Below are 21,635 nucleotides of genomic sequence, written 5' to 3'. Positions count from 1 at the left end.
TCTAATAATTTTTGTTATACCAAGAGATAAAGTCGTTGGCACTCATCGGTTTCGCATAGTAATAACCTTGCAAATAATCACTGCCCAAATCGGAAAGGTGAATTCGCTGGGCATCGGTTTCAATACCTTCTGCAATGGTTTTGCAACGAAACTCTCGTGCCATCAACAGCGTCGCTCTTATAATGGTATCACTCTCTTCAGATGTGTTCTGTACAAAAGAACGATCAATTTTTATAAAATCAAATGGAATAGACTGTAGTCTGTGTAGCGAAGAGTAACCTAGTGCCAAAATCATCAATAGAAATTTTTACTCCGCGGTCGACAAGGTCGTACAATCGTTGAGTGACTAGCTCTGCGTTATTTGCAAAGACGCTTTCGGTGACCTCTAGGAACAAACGTCGAGGTTCCACCGCTGTTGTTTTGAGCGCGCTATCGAGCACTTTTACAAACCCATCGTCCAATAATTGTGTAATTGAAAGGTTGACCGACATGCACAGTTTGCTGGCAAACTGCCAGTGCGATAAGTCAATCAGTGCCCGGTTGAGCACCCAAGCACCTATCTCAGGCATAAGACCGCTTCGTTCTGCCAGTGGAATAAACACATCTGGTGTTATCATTTCATCGTCGCACGTCCAACGAAGTAATGCTTCAACCGATGAAACTGAGTTAGTTTGAACATCTATGATAGGTTGATAGAAAACGCTGAGCTCTCCTTTACTAATAGCACCTCGTAAACGCTCGCATAGGCGTTGGTCTCGTTTAATCTCAGCGTGCAGTAATTCATTAAAAACACCCACAGATCCACGTTGCTTACGCTTTTGGTCGTACATGGTTAGATCTGCTTGCTGAATTAAATCAACGGCGCTGTTTCCGTGCTCCGGGTACATGGCAATACCAATAGTGGCATCCAGCGTTATTTGATTGTCGTTAGCTACAATTGGAATGGTGACACCACTTCTCATGGCGTGAGCGACTGCCTTAGCCGTGTCGACGGTGGCATAGGGTATAACTGCCACAAACTCATCGCCACCCCAGCGTGCAAGGTGGTTCTTCTCGCTATAGTTTCTCAGCCTAGATGCTATTTCAGCTAATACAATATCGCCGACTTTATGCCCTAGGCTGTCATTTACTTGTTTAAACCCATCTAAATCAATAAATAAGATTGCGAGAGAGTTTTGAAGAACATCAGTGGTGTCTAACAGCCCGTTTAGGTGTTTTAAAAAGCCATTGCGGTTGAGTAAATTCGTAAGTGGGTCGCGATTTGAAAGTCGAAATAGATCTTCGGTCCTGCGCTCAACTTCCTCTTCTAAATTAGCGTTCGAAGCATCTAACTTTTCGTTAGTAGCAATGAGCAGTTGATTAACTTTTTCAGTCTCTGTGCGCTCAATGCGCATTTGCTCAAGTAATCTTTCATTGTTCGACTTAAGTGAAAGCGTGTTGATAAAAAAACGATTGTATCGAGATGCACTTAAAAAAATGCCAACCCAAAATACTAAGCCAAGCACACCTAAAATAAAAAACTCGCCAGACTCGTCGAGCAAGGCGCACACAGACATAGGAACTAATAGCGCGGTGCAATAGAATGAAACCAGTCGTTTACTAGGAGAAAGCACAGTACCAGCGCCACCAGACATGGCCGACAGCACCACCATGGTAGCGGACATTTCTACAGCACTCATAGAAGAATAGAAAATAATGGAATACGCCGCCCATACACTTCCAGTCACACAAACCCCTAAAGCAAAGCGTTTAACCACAGGCTCAGGTTCGAAATGTTTGTCACTTAAATGTAAACGCCAGTAGCATGCATCAATAAACCGCAACACACACACTGCCATCATGACAAGCCACACTTGCCACTTTAACGCCACGATGGTCTCTGATTCACTTTCGAAGAAGAAAACAAGTCCAGAAAACGCAAAAATGGTCATTAATAAGCCAACGAAGCTATTGCCAACGAGCATGTTTGCAGTATCGCGCTTTATTTCGGTAGTGGATATTGTGTTGTTTTCAAATTGCAATGGTTAAAGTACCCAGTCTACTTTCGAGCAAAAATTATTTATGTTTTATATTGCTTGCTTCACTGCCACCAAGAGGGTGTTCAGCTCACATATATTCTGTATACCTTATTAGATTAGCAGAGTAAATTTATACCAGCGACGTTCGACTTCTATTTAATGCAAATAACCTTTCCATTAATCCTTGCCCTTAATCACTTTTATGCTCAAAAAGTACTTGTTATGGATGTCGAAAATGAAATTATCTTAATCGATTATGTTTTTTTGTGGCGTGCCTTTAATTGATGTTGGTCTGTTAAATTTTTTTGAAATCAATTCCTCTATGTGATTTTTAGTTATTTTTTCTTCACAAGATATTTACAACACGTTTTTATTGGTTTAAATTCTTAAACGATTAAGTTTGGCGGGTGAAATAATCCAAAAACACACAAATGATTAACGGCGCCCTTGGTTCATCGCTGGAGAAAACATGAAAAAACATTACAGAGTACATTCACTCACGCTGGCAGTATGCACTGCACTATCTACACATGCTGTTGCACAAGACGCGGCATCTGAAGAGACACAAAGCAAAGAAAAGTATGAACAAATTGTGGTTACTGCTGCGCCGGGCGGCGCGACCATGCAAGAAGCAAGTGTTTCTGTTAGCGCGTTCGATGAAGAAGATATTATCAAGTTAGCACCGCGTTCAACGGCAGAAGTGTTTCGTGCATTGCCGGGTATTCGCGCAGAATCTTCAGGTGGCGGCGGTAATGCCAACATTACTATCCGTGGTATACCGCTAGCAACGGGCGGGTCTAAGTTCCTTCAAATTCACGAAGACGGTCTACCGGTTTTAGAATATGGTGATATTAACTTTGGTAACGCTGATAACTTTTTACGCTACGACTGGTCTGTGGCAAATGTAGAAGCGGTACGAGGGGGTCTGCTTCCACCTTCGCGAGTAACTCACCTGGTGGTGTGATTAACATGATCAGCAACACTGGCGAAATTGGCGGTGGTGCAATTGGGACTTCATTTGGCGTTGATTATGAAGAGTTTCGCTTAGATTTTCGCTATGGCGGTGAAATTAGCGATGACATGTATTATCACATTGCAGGTTTCGCCAGAGGAGGCGAGGGGCCACGAGAAACTGGCTATAACGGCGACCAAGGTGGGCAGGTTAAATTCAATTTGACCAAAGTGTTAGACAACGGTCATATTCGTTTTTATTACAAAAACCTTGATGACAAAGTGTCTACCTATCTTCCTTCGCCTGTTTTAGTGAAAGGCGGCGGTGAATATGGCCCAGTACCAGGTTACGATGCAAGTTCGCAGGCGCTGAACTCAGCATACAACACAAACATTTCAACGTTTGATAGTTTTGGCAACCCAGAAAATCGCGATGTTCGCGATGGTATTGAGTCAAAAGTGAGTTCTTTTGGTGTAGAAGTCGACTTAGAAGTTGCTGAAAACCTGTTTCTTTTGAACAAATTCCGCATTTCAGATATTTCGGGTGGCTTTATCGCGCCGTTTACTGATGGCTTCCCAGCAGGCCCAGGCGACGTGTCTAATTTTGCATCTGCATTGTGCGCAGGAGCAACAGACGGCGATGGCAATGCACTAAACTGTGACAGCACCACAGTGACTTTAGCCAATGGCCCTGGTGCTTAAGCGAAGTGTATTCAGGTCAAGCATTCACAAACTTGCAGTTTGATACACGCATCAACGACCTTGGCAACATGATTAACGATTTCAGCTTGCGCAAAGAGTTCGACAACGGTGTTAATCTTACCGTTGGTTATTACTATTCAAATCAGGACATCGCGACAAGCTGGTCGAGCTGGCAGACTTTTATTCAGACGCTTGACGGAGACAACTCTCAGCTTCTAAACATTACAGATGCTGATGGTGTCGAGTTGGTGTCTGACGGCTTGTTATCGGCGAGCTTCTTGTCATGGGAATGGGACTTAAACTACGTTACTAAAGCACCCTACATGAACGTAGGTTTCGAATTATCTGATAACATCATTATCGATGCATCAGTACGTCACGATACTACAGAAGCGTCTGGCGAATTGATCAGTTCGTGCTGTGGTGGTAACACCGATTTCGACCTTAACGGTAACGGCGTAATAGAACAAATTGAAGACGCGTCTGCAACGAACAGCGGCTTTATTAGCGGTGGCGTTATCAATCTAAATCGTGCAGGGGCTTCATCTCAAATCGTCGACTATTCGGCAAACAATACGTCGTATTCATTAGGTGGTTCGTATTTGCTAAGCGACAACCAAACATTCTTTGCTCGCTACTCTAAAGGTGGCCGCGCTATTGCTGACCGTTTACTGCAGATAGGTGGGACGCTTAATGTAGACGGCAGTCTTACCAGTACAACATCTGGTTACGATACGACAAAGCAGTTTGAAGTTGGATACAAGTATGGCACAAAAGACCTAATGGTTAACGCTACCTTGTTTGATACTGTTACTGAAGACACACAGGCTGAAGTGACCAGTGGTTTAACCTTTATGCGCGAGTACGAAGCGCGTGGGCTTGAGCTAGAAGGGCGTTGGAACGCGACTGACAACTTTGTTGTTTCGGGTAATATGACGTGGACCGATGCTGAAATAAGCCGAGACGTAAATAATCCAGCACTTGTTGGTAATACTCCACGTCGTCAAGCTGACTTTATCTGGACTATCACACCTGAATATGTGACCGATGATTGGTCTGTTGGGGCGTCACTGCAAGGCTCTACTGATTACTACGTTCAAGACAATAATGACCTAGAGCAAGAGGCTTACAACTTGGTTAACCTTTTTGCGACCTATTGGGTGAACGATCAATTCTCGGTTTCACTTAACGTGAATAACGCTACTGATGAATTTATCATTACAGAATCGGAAGAGGGTTCTGCAGCGGTAGGTAGTTATGTGCGAGCACGTCCGTTAAACGGTCGTACTACAGTACTGTCACTTAAATATATGTTCGAGTAACTTATAACAAAACGCCCGTAAAATGCGGGCGTTTTCTTTTTCTAATACTTTGTTCCTTCCGTCTTTCTATGGAGTCAATTCGGTAGGTCAGTTTGTTGATCGTCGTCCCTTTCAAGTTCCGCCAATCTCTTTGCAATAGCGTTTGAAAGCGCGCTATAAAGATAAGCATGCCGTTTATTAATGACGTGCACGAGTCTGTGTTCGACAATGGGCACAAATTCAATGCCCTGCTTTTCGAATACGCTATTTTGTGTAAAGTCACTGGGTAAGATAGCGTAGTCGAATCTACCGTTAATGAGTAGTTCTAGCACATGGTTGAAATCATCGAATTCAAAAATATTCGCTGTGATGTTCGCCTTGGCTTCGCCTACGTTTGAGAAAAATCGTGTAGTTACTGCAATTGCATTAGTAGGGTTATAGGTTACATCTTTATTGCATATCGCATTGCGAATACAAAGTAAAAAAGACGCGCCAATTGAAAAGGCGGGCTCTATGGCGATAACGTTGTTATCAGGTGTTGCTACAACGTTATAGCGAATAACATCGGCATCGGTCATGCCTTCATCTAGCAGCCGCAGGCCCTTTCGCCACCCACTTCTACAAATTCTGCTTTAATACCAATATCAGCATACACTTGCTCCATAAGCGGCTTATAAAATTGCGTGACGCGCGGGTGGCTGACATAACCGATAATAAATCTGTCTTCGTCTGCGAAGGTGACTGAGATAAATAATAAGAGACTGATAACTGCCAAGGCCATGTTGCGTAACGTAGGTTTCACGTTTACTTCCCTGAAAATCGAAAAAACACGCATCTTCAAAGTAGTCCAGAATGTCGCAAATGTCCAAACGAATGCGATGGATGGGCGTTATAAACTGAAGCCAAAAAAAGCCCCGACCTTGGTCGGGGCTTTTTCGTTGGTGTTTCAATTAAGCTGCGCTTTGACCGCCATCAATCGCTTTAAGCGTTTGTGACGCTGGAACAAGTTCCATATCAAATGTGTATTCGTCTACACGTACTGCAAGTTTGCGTTTTTCGTTATAGTCGTGAAGCTTCGCTGCTTCATCGGCATTAACCACACCTTTCTCTTGAAGCTTGTTAAGCGCGTGCTCGAAAGAGATAAACGGTACAACTAGCTCTTTGCGCAGTGCTTTTTGCACTTTACCAAGAAGGTGAGCAACAGCGTGCTTAGCTTTAAACGCCTGCTCGTTAATATCGTTACCGTCACCTGGGCTTACGCGCACAAGGTGCGTTAGCTGTGCCTTAACGCTGTTGTCTTGCATAGATGCAATTGACAGCTCACGCACTAGGTCATCACTGATACCAGCAACGCTGTTAGAGTACGTGTTTGTTAGCAGACGCATAAGACCGCGTGTTGCTGTGTTCGGGAAATTGTTGATGAAATTAACAATTGCCTGTTCAGCTTGTTGTAGTGACCACTGCATCGCATACTCAAAGTATGGAAGTGCAAGTTTTCTATCTTCAATGCGCTGCTCGTAGAAACGAATTGCAGCCATCGCGCCGTATAGGTAGCTCATTACATCACCTAAACGAGCAGATAGAAGCTCAGCTTTCTTCAAGTCACCACCAAGTACCGCAAGTGACAGGTCAGCTAGTGGTGCAAGTTTCGCAGAGATGCTGTTAACGCGCTTCTCGTACCTACGTACTTCTGGAAGAGCAGACTCGCTGCCGCGTAGGAACGGAAGGTATGCCTTACCGAAGCTACGGAACGCGTTGTTTACACTAAAACCTACAGTCTTACGAAGCACTTTGTTGAACTCTTTATCAGCAGAACTTTCGTTGCTGTGAATTAGGTCAACCATGTCTTTCAGGTAAGGGTGACAACGCATTGCGCCCTGACCGAAGATCATTAGGTTACGCGTTAGAATGTTTGCACCTTCTACCGTAATAGCGATAGGCAATGCTGCGTAGCCGCTTACCAATGTGTTTTGTGGACCGCGCTGAATCGCTTTACCTGCTTGGATATCCATTGCAGAGTTCATTACATCACGACCTAGTTCAGTCATGTGATACTTCGCGATAGCCGTCACAACAGATGGCTTAACACCTAGGCCTAGACCTTCGGTTGTTAGCACACGCATCGCTTCTAGCAAGAATGTCTTACCAGCAATGTCTGCCATTTTCTCTTGAATACCTTCGAAGCGACCAATTGGAAGACCAAATTGCTCACGTACAAATGAATATTCAACCGTGCCTTTAAATGCTGACTGCGCAGTTGCCACGCCCATTGCTGGAAGTGAAATACCACGACCTGCACCAAGACAGCTTACTAGCATCTGCCAACCGCGACCGATGTTCTTCTGTCCACCGATAATAAAGTCCATTGGAATAAACACGTCTTGACCACGAGTAGTACCGTTATAGAAACGTACGCCCATTGGGTCGTGACGGTTACCAAGTTCAACACCTGGGTGTGACTTAGGTAGAAGAGCACAAGTAATACCCAGCTCTAGTTTGTCACCAAGAAGTTGGTCTGGGTCGAATACTTTAAACGCAAGACCAAGTACCGTCGCAATTGGTGCAAGCGTAATATAACGCTTGTCCCAGCTTACGCGTAGACCAAGTACTTCTTCGCCGTTGTATTCGCCTTTCGTTACGATAGCTGCGTCAGGAATTGCACCTGCGTCTGAACCTGCTTCGGGGCTTGTTAGCGCGAAGCACGGAATATCGCGGCCGTCAGCAAGGCGAGGTAGCCAATAATCTTGTTGCTCGTTAGTACCATAATGCATTAGTAGCTCGCCTGGGCCTAACGAGTTAGGAACCATTACGGTTACCGCGATCGCGCCACTTTTAGCTGCAATCGTTGCAACAATCGTCGAGTTTGCATATGGGCTAAATTCAAGACCACCAAATTTCTTTGGAATGATCATTGAGAAGAAACGGTTTTTACCTAGGAAATCTAGAATTTCCTGAGGAATATGCTTGCCGTTGCCTAGTTCGAAGTCATCGACCATGTTCAGTAGTTCAGTTACTGGACCGTCCATGAATGCTTGTTCTTCTGCGCTCAGTTTTGCCTGAGGGATATCGCGTAGTGCCTGCATGTCAGGCTTACCCTGATAAATAGAAGATTCAATCCACACGTCACCCGCATCTAGGGCTTCTTGTTCTGTGATTGAAATTGGGGGTAATACTTTCTTTAAGCTAGTTCTGATACTCATAATAACTCATCCGCTCATCTGACCAGTTGTGTATATTAATACTACACCAGATTTGAAAAAGATCAAATTTTGTAAAAATTAATTAATATTCATTAACTTACTCATAAGATAAGACAGGTAGAGGGGAAATTAATTCAAACAATCGTTTAATATTACGCCAATTTAATCTTTCAATAAGAATGAGCTAACAACAAAGCGGTGTCAGTTATTTGATTTCCCGCCATTCTCTTTTATAGTTGTCGCTTGATTACATGGAGAAGCAAGTTAATGGTTAAGAAGATAAGCACACTGTCTAAATCACTAGGTTTTGGCATTGCTGTAGCGACAATGTTTACAGCAAACGTGAGTGCTGAGAGTTATGCGGTTGTAAATGTAGGATATGGAAATGTCGACACCGAATTCGATAGCGAAAGTGATGTGAGCTACTCAGCTGCTCTTGGATACCAATTTCATCGTCAATGGTATGTAGAAGGTGGCTATATTTCACTGATAGATGCGGACAATGATGACCAATCACTTTCTAGCAGCGGACCCTATTTAGCGTTGCTCGGAAAGGCTAGCAGTACTGATGGTGAGCTGTACTACAAACTAGGTATTGCGAGCATTGATATAGAACAGACTTTTACTTCAACAGATGTTTGCGGCGAGTCAATTGATTTCTGCGGATATGACGAAAGTGTTATTGCGGGAATGGCGGGCCTTGGTTTCGATTATCATCTGGGTTATCAGTCAATGCTTAGGGTTGAGTACACCTATTTTGGTGGCAAAGATGACTTTTCTGCACACATCGTAAACTTAGGGTTTCGCTATAACTTCTAGGTAATAATATTAGCAGGCGCTTTGCATTAATAACTGCATGCGCTTTCGCTAGATCATCAAGATATCGTTATATGTAAATCCAAATTGAGTAAGAGCGTGTACAAATAAGCACGTGACAATAAAGGATTGATTATGAAAAACGAACTCGACAGCAAGTTTCTTCTTCAAGTATTCGATAAAATTCGCCAGCACGGTAACAAAGAAAACGACCAATACCAATTACTGGGCATAACCGCTTTTACCGATCACGATGGTTATACACTTTACATTGAAGACGTAAACGTGAAGCTACAGTTTGGATTCCACAATCAGTATCATTTTGACTATGATAGCCGTGAGCATTACGAGTCATTTGAAAAGAAACTGAAGCAAATCGACAAGACTTACTAAGTACGTGCTCTGCGCGCGTGCATTCAATAGCCCCCCATAACTCCTTCTGATACACTATGCAGCCCGAGTATTATAAGGATTTCGACATTGGCTGCGGCAATAAAAGCTCCCACATTTAAACTGGCGTTTCTTGGTCCTAAATTTTGGCCCGTGTGGCTTGGCGTGTTCATTTTGTATGTGATTACTTGGCTGCCATTGCCAATAATACGCCGCATTGGCGCTGGTGCAGGACGGCTTATTGCGTTGATTGTGCCTAAAAGAGCGCGCGTAGCTAAAAGAAATCTCGAGCTTTGGAACCCTTCACTAAGTGAAGCGGAAGTCGATACTCTATTTAAAGAAAATATCCGCAGAACAGGGATGGCGCTATTTGAAACCGCGATGGGGTGGTGGTGGCCTTCATGGCGTATAAAGCGTGCTTTTGAAATAGAAGGGGCGGAACACGTTGAAGCGGCTTTCGCCAAGGGAAAAGGTGTCTTTGGCATGGCGCTGCACAACATGAACCTAGAATTTGCTTGTCGTGGTATTGGGTTCTTCCACCCCAGCATCGCTTTTTACAGAAAGCACAACAACCCGCTTGTTGACTATCTGCAGTATCACGGACGCAATCGTTCTAACAAATATATGATAGATAAGCGCAATGCAAAAGCGCTGCTCGCGGCACTTGAAGACAAAGAACTGTGTTTGTATTTGCCAGACCAAGACTATGGACCTAAGCAGAGCATTTTTGTCCCCTTTGGTGGCGTAAAAGAAACGGCAACCACAACAGCAACGTTAATGTTTATAAGAAGAAGTGATTGCGAGCCGATTCTCATAACATCGCAATACACCAAACGCGGTTATAAGCTTAAATTTTTTCCAGCGCTAGATGGTTTAGGCGAGATGGAAGATGCTGAAGCGCTAACGCGCCTTAACGAACATATTGATGCCGCCGTTAAAGAGCAGCCTGAAAGCTATTTATGGATGCACAAGCGTTTCAAAACACGACCTACAGACAACCCTGCGTCACTTTATGATTAGGGGTAAGGGTTTCGATTTGCTTATTAGGCTAATTAGATAAATTGGATAATGTGTCTGTAGAGGCAATTCGGCTAAACTATACAAAAAGGTGTCTTATGTTTTTACTTCGACACACGGTTATTCACATTACTATTTTGCAGTAGGTAAAAACGGACTATGGCGCAAACAGGGTATTCAAGTTCCTCATTCTGGGCAAAGCAAATTGGGCTGGCGGTAGCGCTTGTACTAATAGCAGGCCTGCTCATTTATTTGTTACAGAATCAAGATACGCAGCCAGTACCTGAATCGCAAGTGGAAGAAAAGAGCGTTGCAAGCGGTCTAGGGAATTTCTATCGTGATTATTTAAGTTCTTCAACGTCACCAGAAGAAGAAGAGCAGGGTGACTTTGTGCTTGATATTGAAGGGGTTGACCCAGAACTTGATAGCAAGCTGGCGAATATGTCGAGCCAAACTCGCCCGGTTGCAGATAGCTGGACGGGTGAACACAAATATCGCAGTTTTAAAGAAGGCAGTACGCTGCGTGAAGTCATTTCTCAGTATGCCCAAGCTGAAGGCATGCAGGTTATTTGGAACCTTGAACAAGACTTCGTCATCAAGTATCAATTTCAGTTAGAGAACACGGTTGCGGGATCGCTAGCTAATATCGCCAATGCAATAGACAGTAACTTTGAGGGCAAGGTAAGGGTATACATGTGCCCAAATCAGCGTTCATTAATTGTTACTGAAACAAAAACGGAGTTCCTTACAGAGAACTGTCAGTTGGTGCGATAACAATGTTCACGCACAGTTAGTCGCTTGGAAAAAACGTCTTTCTTACAGCGCCACATTTTACGTGGCGCAATGACTAAACAATGTATTGTAGTAAGTAGTTACTTTCGCTCTTATATCTTCTAATTCTTCGGTTTGATCAGCATATTTGGTATCAGCAAGCGTTAAGTGGTGGTATTGTTCACGCAGCGCTAAGTACGCTTTTTGAAGCTTATGCGCGGTTTTTTCATCCACCAGTCCCGAAGTCGTCACCGCATCAAAAATTCGTAAATTGTCAGGATATACGGTAAGCGCCTCTGCATCGTGTGAGTGGGCGAGCACCCAGTATTGCGCCATAAATTCTATGTCAGTGATTCCGCCCACGCATTGTTTTAAATCGACCTTGTCGGTGTTGTTTGACAATAAATGTTCACGCATTTTTATTCGCATTTTACAAACGTCTTCTGCCAGTTGCTGCTTGTCTCTTGGTTGACGTAAAATCGTATTTCGGACTCGATTAAAATCTTGAATTAAGTCTTGGTCGCCGCAGATTGCACGTGCTCTGACGAGTGCTTGATGCTCCCATGTCCAGGCTTCTTCTTTTTGGTATTTCTCAAAGCCATCAATATGACAGCTCAATAGTCCGGCGTTACCGGATGGACGTAGCCGTAAGTCGGTCTCGTAAAGCTGGCCAAATAACGTTTTGGTGTTTAACAAATGCATAATGCGCTGCGCCAGCTTTATATAGAATTGCTGAGACTCAATCGATTTCTTGCCGTCGGTTGTGCTTCCTCTTGGCGCATTATGAAGAAACACTAAATCCAGATCAGACCCATAGCCAAGTTCGTAGCCGCCAAGTTTGCCATACCCAATGACAGCAAAACCTTTTCGGTTTTCTGTTACATCTGTCTCAGGCGATTCTTGTATATGACGCGGAATACCGTACCGTGTTTGCATCTGCGTCCACGCCGCATTCACCACACTATGCATGATGACTTCTGCTAACGCTGTAAGCTTGTCACTGACATTATTAATGGGTAATGAATCGCTAATATCGCTAGCGGCAATTCGAAGCTGCTGGCATAGCTTGAACTGTCGCCACGTGTCCATGAGCATCTCAACATCATCTTGCTCCACGCGAAGCATAGTTTCTCTAAGCTCTTGCTCGTATTCTGCTTTGCTAGTGACAATATCTGTATTTTGCTGACCCAAATATAAAGGTGTAAGCAGCTCATCCAATAAAAGCGGAAAGCGTTTGATCTCTTGGGCTATCCATTCGCTTCGCTCGCAAAGTCGAACCAGCTGTTTTAACACGTCAGGATTTTCAAGAAGTAAGTCTAAGTAGGTCGTGCGGCTAAGTAATAGCTTCAATAACACCGAGAATACGCTTTAAAACGTGTATTGAATTGGTGGGGTGTTGTACAACCAATACATACAAAATCTCAGGCAATAGTTTGTTTAGTGTGTCCTCGCCTTTTTGGCCCATTCTGTAATGACGTTGCTTTTCTTTGAATTCATATAGCGTCTCGAAAATGCCCTTAATTTCTGTTTTTGATAAATGCTCGCAAAATGCATCAACAAACTCATCTTCTTGCAGGGACAGTCGCCAAGCATCTTGGCATGCTGAAAACAGGGCGTCTTCTTCGTCGTGAGATTCATGGGATTCTTCTACAAGCTCATTGAAATGGCGATGCACTCTAGCCATTATGGCTTCAAGTTCACCGTAGAATGCGGGGTAACTTTCAAAACCCATTACGTCAATGAGCGCTTGCTGCTGCTCATGAGCATCAGGAAGTGTTTGCGTTTGCTGGTCGTTATACTGCTGAAGAGTATGTTCAACTTTACGTAAAAACAAATAGTCTGCTTTTAGTTCGTCAGTAACACTTTGCTCTACGGTACCTATTTCATTAAGCGCTGAAAGGGTAGTGAGTAGTGACTTACTTTGAAGGGATGGTTCTCTTCCACCGTGAATTAACTGAAAGCTTTGCGCAAAAAACTCGACTTCGCGGATACCGCCTGCACCCAATTTTATATTGTTGCTAAGGCGACGTCGTCGAATCTCGGTGGCAATAAGTTTTTTCATATTGCGTAGCGCGTCTAACGTTGTGAAGTCTAAATAGCGTCTGAAGGTAAAGGGATGCAGAATGCTCTTTAACCACTTTGCGTTACTCGAATCGTCATCGTTTATGACCCTCGCTTTTACCATCGCAAAACGTTCCCAATGTCGACCTTGGTCTTGGTAGTAGTCCTCTAAGGCAGCAAAATGCATAACAAGGGGCCCTGAATCTCCAAATGGCCGCAGGCGCATATCGACACGATACACTTGCCCGTCGTTGGTTATTTTGTTCAGAGCTTGAATAAGCTTCTGCGCTAGCTTGGTAAAAAATTGTTGGTTCTCAATTGGCTTTCGACCACCTTCTGTGCTTCCTTTTTCGGGGTACGCAAATATAAGGTCGATATCAGAAGAAAAGTTGAGCTCTCGCCCACCAAGCTTGCCCATACCCAGAATATACATATGCATATCAACAGACTGAGAGACAGGCTTTCCGTAGCGTAGTGCTAAATTTTGATAAAGCCAATGATAGGCACCGCAAATTAACGCGTCGGCAAGCGCAGAAACTTGTTTTAACGAGTCTTCTATTGACTGTTTATTCAATACGTCGTTAAACGTTATGCACGCCATTTCTTTGTTTCTAAAATGACGCAGCACACTCATAAGCTGGTCTTCATTTTCAACCTTAAGAAGCCGTTCATTGAGTGCAGAGGTATAAAACGCGTCGTGGTTATTAAGTGGCGCAGGCTGTGTTACGCGCTCGATAAACTGTGGGCATTTGATAAGCGTGTCGGCAACAAAATAAGAGCGAGAAAACACACGTTTTAATTCGGCTTCGTGTTGTATGAGGTGAGCAGTTTCACCAGTATTGTTAGCGTCGCACGCTGACAACAATTGCTGCCACAATTTTTCGCCGTGTTCTACGTTTGTCATGCTATTTTGGCTGTCTATTGGCATAATACTCGCTTATCACTTAAAAGTAGCCGAAAGAAGGCGATAGGCCTTCAATAAAAACACACGAACCAAACAGGTTCAGGGAGCAAAGATAACGTGGAAGCCTTAGTAAAACTAGTACCTCTATCACAAGAGTTGTTGATTTATTTGGCAATGGATGTGGGTATTGCGCTAGTACTGTTGATGATTATGAAGTGGCTAACGGGCGCCCTTCGCAAATATTCAGTTACTGAGGAGCTGGGTGTAAAAGACAATTTTGCTTTTGGGATAAGCATAGCTTAGCGGCATGCTATCTCTTTGCATAGTATTGAGTTCGGTGGTTGGTCGGCACGTGGGAGTAGGTTACCAAGAAGCTGCCATTGGCATGGTAACCTTCGGCGCTGTGGGCATTCTTCTTGTGAAGTTAGGACGGTTTGCTCACGACAAGCTAGTACTTAATCGCATCGACACGCATGAAATGATTGCAGAGCGCAGTGTAAGTGTTGCACTTGTTGACGCTGGCAGCTTGGTAGCCAGCGCCATAGTACTTCGTAACATTATGCTGTGGGTAGATGGAAGTGATATGAATGCGATGATCGCAATTGTTACTCAGCTTCTCTGTAGTGCTAACCATGCTGCTTGTTATGACTCGGATCTTAGAATTTAGGTACGCCAAAGATAATCAAAACGACTCGTTTCAAGGTGCACTGGAAAAAGGGCAGTTAGCCCTTGCGATTGAACATACGGGGAATTTGCTGGGCACGGCAATGATAGTGTCGGCGGCAAAGAATTTACTTATTTATTCACCGTCAGGGTACGTGAGCAACGTAACCGGGTGGTTGATTGTTAGCGTATGTATGGCTATTGCCTTACATATATTAGTGTTGGTGAGTAAGAAAATTATTCTGTTTGGTATGAACTACCGCCAAGAAGTAGATCAGCAACATAACGTAGGCGTTGCAGCGCTTGGCTTTACATTAAGTATTGGCAACGCAATGATTATTAACGCTATCTTAGGCGGCTAAGTTAGGGCGGCTAAGTAAGAAATTTTGACTTAATACAGGGCAGGTCATTAAGCATGCTCAGTGCGATGACCTTGTCCTTTTGAGCGCGACTTAAGCTTTTCACAAAGGCTTCTAGTTTTGCCGCTTGCGACTTATTTTCAACTTCAAAAATAGCACGGAACGTTAAAGGTGACTTTCCTTTTAGTGCTTTTGCACCGCCTTTTAGTTCACCTCGATGCTGAGCAATTCTTCGCGTTGGGTCGGTAGTTATTCCCGTATACAATTGCCCTAATTTGTTCTCTACCAGGTAGAGGTACCAAGGGTTATTTGCCTCGCTGCTGTGGGTATTGCCCGTGTTGGCTGTTATACTCTGTGCCAATGTTCTCAATGTCTTAAAAGTTATTTTCAGCATGATATTACCAGATTTTACAAAAGCAAAAGTGCTTATTGTTGGCGACCTGATGTTAGACCGCTATTGGAGCGGTGGTACGGGACGCATCTCACCAGAAGCCCCCGTCCCCGTGGTGAATGTGAACAATGCTGAAGACCGCCCTGGCGGCGCTGCCAATGTGGCTGTGAATGCAGCAACCTTAGGGGCAGAGGTTACTCTGCTAGGAATGTGCGGTGAAGACGACAATGCACGCATACTGAAAGAGCGCCTGCAAACCTACGATATTAAATGCAAGTTTCTTGCGGTACCTGGTTTTGACACTATTACAAAGCTGCGTGTAATGAGTCGCAACCAACAGTTGCTAAGACTCGATTTCGAGAAGAGCTTCGCCGATACGGGCAAGCAGGAACTTGAAGCGGCGTTTGATAACGCGCTAGACAACGCAGATGTGGTCATTCTTAGCGATTACGCAAAGGGCTGCTTGAGCAACCCTCAAACCCTAATTGCGCGAGCAAGAGCTAAGGGAAAACGCGTTGTCGTTGACCCGAAAGGAAGCAACTTCAAAAAGTATGCTGGGGCTACCATTATTACGCCTAACATGGATGAGCTGCGCAGCATTGTAGGCGAAGTAGAAAATGAAAAAGCGCTAGTAGAAAAAGCGACGGCACTTAAAAGTGACCTGGCCATAGATGCGCTGTTGGTGACTCGCTCAGAAGACGGCATGACCTTGTTTGAAAGTGACAATACTGAATTTCATTTACCAGCAAAAGCTAAAGAAGTGTATGACGTTACCGGGGCGGGCGATACTGTTGTGTCAACGCTTGCGGTGGCCATGGCATGCCAACTGCCTTTGCAAGCAGCATGTGTACTGGCAAACCTAGCGGCTAGCGTTGTGGTTGGTAAGCTAGGTACATCATCTGTATCAAACACTGAACTTGCGCTGGCGCTTGGCGAGCAATCTGTTCATTTAGATGGCGGCGTGATGACAGAAGACCAACTTGCCATTGCCCTAAAAGCGGCAAAAGCGCGAGGCGAGCGGGTAGTGATGACGAATGGCTGTTTTGACATCTTACATTCAGGCCACGTTGCCTACCTAGAAGAAGCTGCACAGCTTGGCGATAGACTTATTGTTGCCGTAAATACTGATGCGTCAGTAACTGCGTTGAAAGGCCCTGGCCGTCCTGTGAACAATGTTAATCGTCGCATGGCAGTATTAGCTGGGTTAAGTGCGGTCGATTGGGTAGTACCTTTTGAAGAAGATACGCCTCAACGTCTCATTGCACGCTTGCTACCCGATGTGTTGGTAAAGGGGGGCGACTATAAAATAGACGACATCGCGGGTGGAACAGAAGTTCTCGCGAATGGCGGTGAAGTTAAAGTATTGAGTTTTGAAGATGGTGTTTCGACAACAGGGATCATCGAACGCATCACCAAAAATAAACTTGGCTAATTTATGAATTGCGCAAAATCATCATATGCGCACATTTAACACTTCGATATAAGCGCGTAGTTGGGTACTATAGCTGCGCGCTTTTTAATCACGATATTCAACGGTAATTTTGCATGTACGAAAGTTATTATGGACTTAACTCGAAACCGTTTCAGTTAACCCCTGACCCAGCGTTTTTCTTTGCCAGTAAATGGCACAAACGCGCTATGTCTTATTTGCAGTATGGGCTTTCGCAAGCAGAAGGTTTTATTGTTATTACCGGCGGAATAGGCACCGGGAAAACAACAATAGCAAACAGTCTACTTGAAGAAATTGAAGACGATATTGCAGCGGCGCAAATAGTGACGCCAAAGCTATCGCCCGATGAACTTGTCAAAATGGTTGCGGCGAAATTTGATATTGCTACGGAAGGGCGCTCGAAAGCCGATATTCTAAAAGCGTTAGAGATATTTTTATACGACTTAAACCGAGCGGGACGTCGTGCATTGCTGCTGGTTGATGAGGCACAAAACCTGCCATTAGAGACTATTGAAGAGTTACGCATGTTGAGTAACTTCCAGCTTAATGGCAAACCGCTTATTCAAAGCTTCTTATTGGGGCAAGAAGAGCTTCAACCTATCTTGAAAGCGCCTAATATGGAGCAGTTTAGACAGCGTATTGTCGCGTCTTGCTATTTGGCGCCGTTGACCCTTGAAGAATGTAAAGAATACATTGATTACCGTCTGCATCACGCAGGCTGGAACGGCTCTCAGCTGTTTAGCGACGAAGCCCATGAACGCATTCACATGTTTACACGGGGCATACCCCGGAAAATCAACACGCTGATGGACCGCGTCATGCTTTATGGCTTTCTTGAAGAGCTAGAGACCTTTTCTGCAGATGCGGTAAATGAAGTTATCGAAGAAGTAAAATCTGAGATGTTTGAGCCTGAGGTGTCGGGCGCTGAAGTTACCGAGCATATGGGGTTTGCAGATAGCCCTGAAAGTAAAACAGTGATGACGCCTAAAGGTAACGTTATTCGCGATACCAAGTACTACCTAGATATGCTTGCTGAATTGGTTGACGCGTTAGACGATGCCATTTCACAAAAAGTAAAAATGACGCAATACGTTGATAAGCTGATGAAAAAGAAGTTTAAAACGTATGTAAGATTGAAGAGTGATGATAAGAAAGACACAAACTGAGTTGTGTCTTTCTTGAATTGTCCATTGTCGCGTTAGAAACCACCCACGTTTTGATTGCCTACATTCGGTGTACCGTTATTTTGGTTGTTGCCACCTTGGTTTCTTGCTCCATTTCTATTAAAGAAAGTGTATCTGATGGTTAGCTGTAGCCTTCTTTCTTGCAAACCAAAGTTCTGATTAATTGAGCCTCCAGCGTCCCGCTCGATATAATACATGCCCAGATTTGCAGTTAATGGGCTGCGAAAGGAGTGAGTAAACACTAACGAGGCATTAATATTATCATTCTCGCTATCAAGACCTACAGTATCAGACAAATTGTTTTGTATTCTAGCGTATGTAGCAGATAGGGATACTCTGCTTCTGACTCCAATATTATGTGAAAGTGTAGAACCAACTGATATTGTTCGAGTCTGTCTTCCTGAGTCTATAAAAGAGTCCAATGAATACCGGGTATTAAATGAAATGTTTGTAAGCCTACCTTGTAGTCCTATTTGAGCAATAAGCGACTCTCTATTAATAACTTCGTTAGATACCTCAAAATTTGGGGATAAGAAATTAACAAATTGTTCATCTGCATCCAAAGTGTAGTCTAAGCTAGCTGGCTGGAAGCAGTCTGCGATATCACTGCTGCCTTGTTGACAAACAAATACACCTAAGTTTTCTGGTGATGAAATTAAACGAGAGAAACTCGTTACTGAGTCATTGTAGTCAACGCGGGCTCTAATGCGTCGGGTGTTGTAATTTAGAGCTAACTGCCCAGTTCTACCTGTTGACCTTCTTGTGTACAACCCCCTAATCGAGCTTCTTTGCGAAATAGCCCAATTCAGTTCGCCACTCAAAAAGTAGTCGTCATCATTGATGTCCTGGTCATCTGCCAATTCTACGTCTATATTCGAGTCAAACTGCTTATTGAACGCAAGCCTCAAAAATCGTTGTCTATTTTGTCTATAAGTGATGCCCGCGCCGTAGCTATAAAACTGTTGGACATTGACATTTCCATCTTGGCTTTCATTCTGAAAAGCATCGTGAGACGTTGTTACAAAAGCGCCAAAATTATCGAAAACTTTAATTTCAGCATTGGCTAAGTAATTGCGAGTCATCAGGCTGTTCTGGTTAGCTCCTCCACGCTCCGTTTCAATGTAACTGCCTCTCGCGTCCCAAATCACATTGCTTCTTAGAGAGTTGCTTTGAATGCTTCCAGTTAAAGAGTAGTTATTATCTTCAATCCTGCCTTCATTTCGTTGTGTATTGTCAGTTTCCGTTCGTGAGAAGCGCGCTACACCGTTGACCAGGAAGCGCCTATTATTCTGTGTTACCACATTAGCGGCTAAGCTATTAGTTCTTGTCTTAACTAGATTATCTGAGTTGTTTACAAAATCAGACGTCAAAAAATTGAGAGGATTGCCATCGCGATAGCTGAATCCTCCATCCGCGGTAAGAAAAAGAAGGTTTTCTAGTAATTCGACTCGGCTATTGTAATTATAGCTACCAAAAGTATTACGTTGAGTGTTCAAGGCATCGCTATTATCGCGCTCCAAGTGAGTTGCTCTAGCGTTTAACCTAGCGCTTACTCTTGCGCTTTGATAAGAAATACCAAAAGTGGGAGCAACTTGGCCTACTGTTTCGTCGAATCGAGAGTTGTTGCTATCAGAATCTCTATATATCCCTTCAACACTTACGCTGCCATTTATTCGGATATCATTAGCATAAGAAAGAGTAGACAGTGAAAAAACAATTATTGACAATACTAAAGCGCGTGTGACTGAAAGTCTTGGTAGCTTAGTCGTTTCTTTCAGCATAGTAATATCCATAATATCCATTTAGTGAATTACTGTCGACGGACTTGTTGACAACAAAGCCCACTGCCATTTCAGGGTTAAGTCTCTCTATCGAGAACTTGATGTCGTTAAGCTTTGAGCGACCTTCTTCTACTACAACAACCGCCTGGCCCGCAAAGTTAGCCAGTACAGCCGACTCAGTAATGCCAATGAGGGGCGGTGTGTCTATAATAACAACACGATCTTTGTATCTATTGGCGAACTCGTCAATAGTCTCATGCATTCTCTGGCTTGCTAATAACTCTGTAGTCCTATGATCGAATTTACCTGCTGGTATTATCTTAAGCGTATCTATGTTGGTAGGGTAGAGAACATCAGCAACTTCCTCTACTTCGCCCATTAGGTATTCCATAAGACCTTTTCGCCTCTCAAGACCCAATGTTCTTAAAACATTCGGTTTTAAGACATCGGCATCAACTAAAAGAACGGTCTTGTCTTGTTCAGATGCAATGCTTAGCGCCAAATTTGCTGCAGTGAAAGTTTTGCCTTCAGAAGGGCGGCCACTTGTAACCATTATTACGTTGCTGTTGTGAAGCGTCTTTGCAATTGGACCAAACGCATTCGATAGTAGCTTACGCTTTATTTCTCTATACTCTTCATTAATTTGCTTGCGCTGACCTGTCGTTGAAACAAAACCCTTCTCTTCAAGTTGTGAAAAGTTTAGCTTGTACTTCGGCTTCTGAGTATAGTTAGCGGTTTCGGTTAGAGCTTGTTTCGGATGCTTTGCTTCAGCATTTGACGGTTGTGACTCCGCATTGTCTTCAGTATTGGCCATTACCTCTTTCGACTCTTCTGAGTTAGGCGATGGTGTAACACCTGCTTTACCTGGAGCGTTTTCAAGCTCTGCTTGCTTTTCTTCTGCTTGTTTTTGCAGTGCTTTTTCAATTGTATTTTTCACTAAAATAACCCCTGCAGAATCGTCTTATTAGTTATGTCTATAGCAATGACGGCTGCAAACATCATTAAAATAACACCAGATGAAATGGCAAAAACCAAAATTCGGAAGCGATTACGCTTCTTCACTTTGTTTATTTCCAGGTGCCCCACAACGCCAAGTACAGGGTAATCAGTAATCGATTTAAGCTGAGATGAGCGGAATAATACTGGCGAAAATTGGCTAATAATGAATGCAATACCTAAACCTGCACCAAAGCCTGCAATCAATACCAATACGTATTGAATGATACGCTTTGGACCTGCAGGTCTAGTTGGAAGTTTTGGGGGCTGTAGTATTTTAAATTGAATGTCTTCGCCAGATAGCTCGGCACGTTTGGCTAACTCCGCAGACTCTTTTCTGCTGAGAAGTGAGTTGTATTTACTCTTTAGGATGCCGTAGTCTCGATTTAGCGCAGTAGACTCAGCCTCAATTTGAGGAACTAGATCAATTTTAGACTGCAGTTCTAAAATTCTAGAAGCAATGTCGTCGCGCTGAACGGTTTGCGATGCTAACTGGCTCTCTAGCTTTGACATCTCTAGACTTAAATCCCTACTCAAAGCGTTGAGCGGTACTGGCTCCTCCCCAGTGTTTTCAACAAGTTCTGCTATCTCCTCACTGCGACGTTCTTCTAATGCTTTTATTAGCTCTTTCGTTTCTATCACGTCTGGATGCTGATCAGTAAAGCGAAGCGACAATTCAT

18 protein-coding genes and 2 pseudogenes are annotated in these 21,635 nt (G+C 43.8%); 10 read left to right on the top strand and 10 right to left on the bottom strand.

Features of this window, described 5'->3' with window-relative positions; all coding sequences use genetic code 11:
* Position 1: 1 nt before the first annotated feature.
* Together V6N89_RS15295 and V6N89_RS15290 are read right to left on the bottom strand one after the other, a co-directional pair.
* Positions 2-295, bottom strand: a complete 294-nt coding sequence (locus V6N89_RS15295; RefSeq protein WP_346993811.1) for an EAL domain-containing protein — start codon at positions 293-295, stop codon at positions 2-4.
* Positions 240-2,021: a diguanylate cyclase domain-containing protein gene (locus V6N89_RS15290; protein ID WP_346992903.1), complete on the bottom strand. Its 1,782-nt coding sequence runs from the start codon at positions 2,019-2,021 to the stop codon at positions 240-242. The genes V6N89_RS15295 and V6N89_RS15290 overlap by 56 nt, the downstream gene beginning before the upstream one ends.
* Before the next feature lie 466 nt (positions 2,022-2,487).
* Here V6N89_RS15290 and V6N89_RS15285 point away from each other — a divergent pair, with 466 nt between their 5' ends.
* Genes V6N89_RS15285 through V6N89_RS15275 form a run of 3 tightly spaced genes read left to right on the top strand, consistent with a single transcriptional unit; the run spans position 2,488 to position 4,993 of the window.
* Positions 2,488-2,982, top strand: a complete 495-nt coding sequence (locus tag V6N89_RS15285; RefSeq protein ID WP_346992902.1) for a Plug domain-containing protein — start codon at positions 2,488-2,490, stop codon at positions 2,980-2,982.
* 5 nt (positions 2,983-2,987) lie between these two features.
* Positions 2,988-3,671: a hypothetical protein gene (locus V6N89_RS15280; protein ID WP_346992901.1), complete on the top strand. Its 684-nt coding sequence runs from the start codon at positions 2,988-2,990 to the stop codon at positions 3,669-3,671.
* A gap of 32 nt (positions 3,672-3,703) precedes the next feature.
* On the top strand, positions 3,704-4,993 hold the full coding sequence (locus V6N89_RS15275; protein WP_338518301.1) for a TonB-dependent receptor domain-containing protein: 1,290 nt from the start codon (positions 3,704-3,706) through the stop codon (positions 4,991-4,993).
* A gap of 74 nt (positions 4,994-5,067) precedes the next feature.
* On the opposite strand, the gene V6N89_RS15270 is transcribed toward V6N89_RS15275, so the two are convergent.
* The 3 genes from V6N89_RS15270 to V6N89_RS15260 all read right to left on the bottom strand — a co-directional run bounded on the left by V6N89_RS15270 (position 5,068) and on the right by V6N89_RS15260 (position 8,172).
* Positions 5,068-5,550, bottom strand: a complete 483-nt coding sequence (locus V6N89_RS15270; protein WP_338518300.1) for a hypothetical protein — start codon at positions 5,548-5,550, stop codon at positions 5,068-5,070.
* Between the two features lie 8 nt (positions 5,551-5,558).
* The gene (locus tag V6N89_RS15265; RefSeq protein ID WP_338518299.1) at positions 5,559-5,774 is read right to left on the bottom strand and encodes a hypothetical protein; all 216 of its coding nucleotides are present in this window, start codon (positions 5,772-5,774) and stop codon (positions 5,559-5,561) included.
* A gap of 148 nt (positions 5,775-5,922) precedes the next feature.
* A complete protein-coding gene (locus V6N89_RS15260; protein ID WP_346992900.1) occupies positions 5,923-8,172 on the bottom strand; it encodes an acyl-CoA dehydrogenase in 2,250 nt (749 codons plus the stop codon).
* Positions 8,173-8,439: 267 nt separating this feature from the next.
* Here V6N89_RS15260 and V6N89_RS15255 point away from each other — a divergent pair, with 267 nt between their 5' ends.
* From V6N89_RS15255 to V6N89_RS15240, 4 genes are all read left to right on the top strand, one after another.
* Positions 8,440-8,991: an outer membrane beta-barrel protein gene (locus tag V6N89_RS15255; RefSeq protein ID WP_338518298.1), complete on the top strand. Its 552-nt coding sequence runs from the start codon at positions 8,440-8,442 to the stop codon at positions 8,989-8,991.
* Between the two features lie 132 nt (positions 8,992-9,123).
* On the top strand, positions 9,124-9,381 hold the full coding sequence (locus V6N89_RS15250; protein ID WP_338518297.1) for a DUF3081 family protein: 258 nt from the start codon (positions 9,124-9,126) through the stop codon (positions 9,379-9,381).
* A gap of 87 nt (positions 9,382-9,468) precedes the next feature.
* Positions 9,469-10,398 carry an LpxL/LpxP family Kdo(2)-lipid IV(A) lauroyl/palmitoleoyl acyltransferase gene (lpxL, locus tag V6N89_RS15245; protein ID WP_338518296.1) on the top strand — a complete coding sequence of 310 codons (930 nt, stop codon included), beginning with the start codon at positions 9,469-9,471 and terminating at the stop codon, positions 10,396-10,398.
* 156 nt (positions 10,399-10,554) lie between these two features.
* Positions 10,555-11,169, top strand: coding sequence for a TcpQ domain-containing protein (locus V6N89_RS15240; RefSeq protein WP_338518295.1), 615 nt, complete (start codon positions 10,555-10,557; stop codon positions 11,167-11,169).
* Positions 11,170-11,226: 57 nt separating this feature from the next.
* Here V6N89_RS15240 and glnE read toward each other — a convergent pair.
* Positions 11,227-14,155: pseudogene (gene glnE / locus V6N89_RS15235) on the bottom strand (bifunctional [glutamate--ammonia ligase]-adenylyl-L-tyrosine phosphorylase/[glutamate--ammonia-ligase] adenylyltransferase).
* A 93-nt stretch (positions 14,156-14,248) separates the two neighbouring features.
* On the opposite strand from glnE, the pseudogene V6N89_RS15230 reads away from it, so the two are divergent.
* Positions 14,249-15,156: pseudogene (locus V6N89_RS15230) on the top strand (DUF350 domain-containing protein).
* Positions 15,157-15,166: 10 nt separating this feature from the next.
* On the opposite strand, the gene V6N89_RS15225 reads toward V6N89_RS15230, so the two are convergent.
* Complete coding sequence (locus tag V6N89_RS15225; RefSeq protein ID WP_338518294.1) at positions 15,167-15,547, bottom strand: GIY-YIG nuclease family protein; 381 nt, start codon at positions 15,545-15,547, stop codon at positions 15,167-15,169.
* On the opposite strand from V6N89_RS15225, the gene hldE reads away from it, so the two are divergent.
* Both hldE and V6N89_RS15215 read left to right on the top strand, forming a co-directional pair.
* A complete protein-coding gene (gene hldE / locus V6N89_RS15220) occupies positions 15,546-16,976 on the top strand; it encodes a bifunctional D-glycero-beta-D-manno-heptose-7-phosphate kinase/D-glycero-beta-D-manno-heptose 1-phosphate adenylyltransferase HldE (RefSeq protein WP_338518293.1) in 1,431 nt (476 codons plus the stop codon). The two genes, V6N89_RS15225 and hldE, sit on opposite strands and share 2 nt — an antisense overlap.
* 113 nt (positions 16,977-17,089) lie before the next feature.
* Positions 17,090-18,160 (top strand): XrtA/PEP-CTERM system-associated ATPase, encoded by a 1,071-nt coding sequence (locus V6N89_RS15215; protein ID WP_346992899.1) that lies wholly within the window; start codon positions 17,090-17,092, stop codon positions 18,158-18,160.
* Positions 18,161-18,192: 32 nt separating this feature from the next.
* On the opposite strand, the gene V6N89_RS15210 is transcribed toward V6N89_RS15215, so the two are convergent.
* The 3 genes from V6N89_RS15210 to V6N89_RS15200 are packed head-to-tail and all read right to left on the bottom strand — an operon-like array spanning position 18,193 to position 21,630.
* Entirely contained in the window at positions 18,193-19,959 is a 1,767-nt protein-coding gene (locus V6N89_RS15210) for a hypothetical protein (protein WP_338518291.1), read from the bottom strand.
* Positions 19,940-20,896, bottom strand: a complete 957-nt coding sequence (locus tag V6N89_RS15205) for an XrtA-associated tyrosine autokinase (RefSeq protein ID WP_338518290.1) — start codon at positions 20,894-20,896, stop codon at positions 19,940-19,942. The genes V6N89_RS15210 and V6N89_RS15205 overlap by 20 nt, the downstream gene beginning before the upstream one ends.
* On the bottom strand, positions 20,896-21,630 hold the full coding sequence (locus V6N89_RS15200; protein WP_346992898.1) for a hypothetical protein: 735 nt from the start codon (positions 21,628-21,630) through the stop codon (positions 20,896-20,898). The genes V6N89_RS15205 and V6N89_RS15200 overlap by 1 nt, the downstream gene beginning before the upstream one ends.
* Positions 21,631-21,635: the final 5 nt, after the last annotated feature.

This window comes from Alteromonas gracilis (genome assembly GCF_036870955.2).
GTDB lineage: Bacteria > Pseudomonadota > Gammaproteobacteria > Enterobacterales > Alteromonadaceae > Alteromonas > Alteromonas gracilis_A.
This window is presented reverse-complemented; position numbering and strand designations above follow the sequence as displayed.